General features: G+C 67.9%; 3 protein-coding genes. All 3 read right to left on the bottom strand.

The genetic code is table 11. The features are described 5' to 3' along the window. Window positions 1–125: 125 nt before the first annotated feature. From otsA to otsB, 3 genes are read right to left on the bottom strand one after another with little or no spacing between them, the layout of a single operon-like run. On the bottom strand, window positions 126–1,490 hold the full coding sequence (gene otsA / locus ACVOK1_RS20265) for an alpha,alpha-trehalose-phosphate synthase (UDP-forming) (protein ID WP_481563075.1): 1,365 nt from the start codon (window positions 1,488–1,490) through the stop codon (window positions 126–128). Then, window positions 1,487–3,268, bottom strand: coding sequence for a glycoside hydrolase family 15 protein (locus ACVOK1_RS20260; RefSeq protein WP_481563074.1), 1,782 nt, complete (start codon window positions 3,266–3,268; stop codon window positions 1,487–1,489). Before ACVOK1_RS20260 ends, otsA begins: the two co-directional genes overlap by 4 nt. A 39-nt stretch (window positions 3,269–3,307) precedes the next feature. Beyond that, window positions 3,308–4,066, bottom strand: a complete 759-nt coding sequence (gene otsB, locus ACVOK1_RS20255; RefSeq protein ID WP_481563073.1) for a trehalose-phosphatase — start codon at window positions 4,064–4,066, stop codon at window positions 3,308–3,310. Between the last annotated feature and the right edge of the window lie 175 nt (window positions 4,067–4,241).

Raw genomic sequence — 4,241 nt, 5'->3', positions numbered from 1 at the left:
CCCCCCCACCCGCCCCCCGCGGACGCCCGCCCCCCCCGCGCGCATTTCTATGTTGCCGCCCCCCCCCCCCGTCCCCCCCCCCACCCCCCCCCCCCCCCCCCCCGACTCTACAAAAACAGGAGCGGTTACCCTTCCAGGGCTTCCAGGTAGCTGCGGCGCCAGTGGTTGATGTCGTACGTCCGCAGGTGGTCCATCATCGCGTGCCAGCGTTCCTGGCGCCGGCGCAGCGACATCGTGGCCGCGGTGGCGATGGCATCGGCCACGCCGTCCAGGTCGTGCGGGTTCACCAGCAGTGCCTGCTTCAGTTCGTCGGCCGCACCGGCGAGCAGTGACAACACCAGCACGCCGGGATTTTCCGGGTCCTGCGAGGCCACGTATTCCTTGGCCACCAGGTTCATGCCATCACGCAGCGGGGTCACCAGGCCCACCGCCGCAGCGCGGTAGAAGCCGGTCAGCGTGGCGTGGGTGAAGTTCTGGTTGACGTAGCGCAGCGGCGTCCAGTCGGGCTCGGCGTGGCCGCCGTTGATGTGCCCGGCGATCTGTTCCAGCTGGCTGCGCAGCTGCCGGTACTCGGTCACGTCGCCACGCGACACCGGGGCGATCTGCAGGTAGGTCAGCGAGCCGCGCTGGTCGGGGTGCCGCTCCAGGTAGCGCTCGAAGCCCTGGAATCGTTCGGGCAGGCCCTTGGAATAGTCCAGGCGGTCGACGCCGATGGCCAACTGGCGGTCGCGCAGGCTGCTGCGCAGGTTCTTCACCGAGGGCTTGGTCGCTGCGGTTGCAGCCTGGCGGGCAATCAGGTCGGTATCGATGCCGATCGGGAAGGCGGCCGCGCGGAAGCGGCGCCCGCCCGGGGCTTCCAGCCGGCCATCCTCCAGCACGCGGCCGCCGCCGAACAGGCGCAGGTAGGTCTGGAAACGGTCGGCATCGCGCTGGGTCTGGAAGCCGACCAGGTCGTAGGCATACAGCGAGGAGAACAGCCGCAGGTGGTCGGGCATGGCCTGCAGCAGGTCGGCCGACGGCATCGGGATATGCAGGAAGAAGCCGATCCTGCAGCCGATGCCGCGCTCGCGCAGCATCGCGCCCAGCGGAATCAGGTGGTAATCGTGGATCCAGACGATGTCATCTTCGCGCAGCAGCGGCGCGAGCTTGTCGGCGAACAGCGCATTGACCTTGTGGTAGGTCTCGCGGGTGCCGCGATCGTAGTCGACCAGGTCCAGGCGGAAGTGCAGCAGCGGCCACAGCGTGCGGTTGGAAAAGCCGTTGTAGTAGCCATCCACATCACGCTTGGCCAGGTCCATGGTGACGTACTCGATGTCACCGTCCTTCTGCTGGTGCAGCGTGCCGCTGGCATCCTTCGCGTTCTTGCCGCTCCAGCCGAACCACATGCCGCCGCGCTCCTTCAGCGCGGCCAGCAGGCCCACGGCGAGGCCGCCGGCGCGGCTTTCACCGGGCACGGCGACCCGGTTGGAGACAACCACCAGGCGGCTCATGAGGCCTCCTGCCAGGAACGCGACAGGCGCATGGCGGCGGTGATCAGGCCGACGTGCGAATAGGTCTGCGGGAAGTTGCCCCAGGCTTCGCCACCGTCGAAGGCCAGATCCTCGGAGAGCAGACCGAGGTGGTTGCGCTGGTTGAGCAGCAGCTCGAACATCTCGCGGGCTTCGTCCATGCGGCCGATCGCTGCCAGTGCGTCGATGTACCAGAACGTGCAGATGGTGAAGCTGGTTTCCGGTTCGCCGAAATCATCCGGCGCCACGTAGCGGTACAGCGAATTGCCGTGCTTCAGATCGCGGCCGATGGCCTCAACGGTGGCGATGAAGCGCGCGTCCAGCGCATCGATGAAGCCGATGTCGGCCAGCAGCAGCAACGAGGCATCCAGGCGGTGGCCGTCGAAGGTATCGGTGAAGTGGCCGAGTTCTTCGCTCCACGCTTTTTCCATGATGCGTGCGTGGATGGTGTCGGCACGCTCGCGCCAGTAGTTCGCGCGGTCGTCGAGCTTGAGGCGCACGGCGATCTTGCACAGGCGGTCGCAGGCCGCCCAGCACATCGCGCTGGTGTAGGTGTGCACTTCGGTGCGGCCGCGGAATTCCCACAGGCCCGCATCGGGCACGTCGTGCAGGGCGAACGCCTGCTCGCCCAGCGGTTCCAGGCGCGCGAAGGTATGCGCATCGCCCGGATCCTGCAGGCGGCGGTCGAAGAACAGCTGGGTCGATGCCAGGACCACGCTGCCGTAGACATCGTGCTGGCGCTGCACCCAGGCCAGGTTGCCGCGGCGCACCGGGCCCATGCCGCGGTAGCCGGACAGCGTGGGTACTTCGTCCTCGTCCAGCTTGGCCTCGAAGCCGATGCCGTACAGCGGCTGCAGGGTGCCGTCGGTGGTGGCCAGGTTGAAGATATAGCCGAGGAACTGCTCCATCGTGCGGGTAGCGCCGAGGCGGTTCAGTGCACGCACCACGAACGCCGCGTCACGCAGCCAGCAGTAGCGATAGTCCCAGTTGCGCACGCTGCCGGGCGCTTCGGGAATGGAGGTGGTCATCGCCGCGATGATCGCGCCGCTGTCCTCGTACTGGCACAGCTTCAGGGTGATCGCGCTGCGGATCACCGCGTCCTGCCATTCCAGCGGGATGGACAGGTAGCGCACCCATTCGCGCCAGTAATTGGCGGTGCGCTGGAAGGCTTCCTGCACGTAGCCGCTGATGGAGCGGTTGAGCGATTCATCCACGCCCAGGATCAGGTGGACGGGATGGTTGAGCACGAACGGCAGCCCCTCGCGCACCATGCGCACGGGCACGTCGGTGGTCAGCCGCAGCACGTGCTCGGGCAGGATCCAGCGTACGTGGTTGCTGCCCCAGGTCGATTCGGGCACGCGTGCGCCCCAGTCGGCCAGCGGCCGCGCCAGCACGGTGATGCGCGGGCTGCCGGTCAGCGGGCGTACCTGGCGGATCAGGCTGACCGGCCGGTAGAAGCGGTCGTTCTGCCGCCAGCGCGGGGCGAAATCGAGGATTTCCAGCGAGCCGCCGTGGCTGTCATGCAGCACGGTACGCAGGATCGCGGTGTTGGTCAGGTATTCCTGCTCGCTGCTGGCGAAGTCTTCCAGCTCGATGGCGAAGTCGCCGCCGGTCTGCTGGTTGGGGCCGAGCAGGGCACAGAAGGTGGGGTCGCCGTCGAAGGTGGGCAGGCAGCTCCAGACAACGCGGGCATGTTTGTCGACCAGGGCGCCGAAGCTGCCGTTGCCGACCACGCCCAGATCAAGATCGGGTTGGGTCATCACGCGGTACATCTCGGTTGCGGCCGTGGGGTGGCCGGGTCAATACGCATTCTCACGCAGCCAGGCGTGCACGCTGCGTATGTCGGGCAGCGCGAACACCGCCGCGCTGGGTTCACGTTCGCCAATCAGCACGCTCCAGCCGTGCTGTCCGTTGGCGGCCTCGAAGCCGAATTCATCGGTGAGGTCATCACCGAGGAATACGGGCAGGCGGCCACGGAAGGGCAGGTACTGCATCAGCCGGCGCACGGCGCGGCCCTTGTCGGTGCCGACGGGTACGAATTCAATCACGTGATCGCCGGGCTGCAGCCGATAGCTTGGCCGGCCGCGTGCATGGCGCTCGGCGAACGTGCGGACCTCGTTGGCGGCATGCGGTGCGCCGCGCCAGTGCAGGGCCAGGCCCGCGCCTTTTTCCTCCACCAGCACGCCGGGGTGGCCATGGGCGAAACGCATCGCTTGCTGGTGCAGGGCATGCAGCCATTCGGCGGTGTCGTCGTCCTGTTCTTCACGCAGCACGCGCCCGTCCTCGCCACGCAGTTCGTGGCCGTGCAGGCCGGCGGCCGGCAGCTGCAGGGGGGCGAACAGCTGGTCCAGCTGTTCCAGTGGGCGACCACTGACGAGGGCGACCGCGCCTTCGAGACGGTCGCTGATACGGCCGATGGCTTCACGCACATCCGGCAGGAGCTGCACGGCGTCAGGGCGCGCAGCGAATTCTATGAGGGTGCCGTCGACATCGAGGAACAACGCACAGGCGTCGTCCAGCAATGGCGGTGGCGGACGCAGGGGGAGCGGTTCAGCCATACCGACCAGCTTGCCAGCAGCGGCGTGTAGGGCAGGTCGAGGAACGGCTACGAATTGGGTAGTGCCGGGCGGCGGGCGGCGGGCGCGGGGGCTCCGGGGTGCGGAAAATAGAGCACGCCACCGCCCGGCCGGCCCGGCCGCGGGGGGGCCCGCATGATTTAGAGCCCGCGACAGT

This window comes from Stenotrophomonas sp. STEN087 (genome assembly GCF_056759115.1).
Note: the sequence above shows the minus strand (reverse complement) of the source record. Positions and strands in the feature narration are given on the sequence as shown.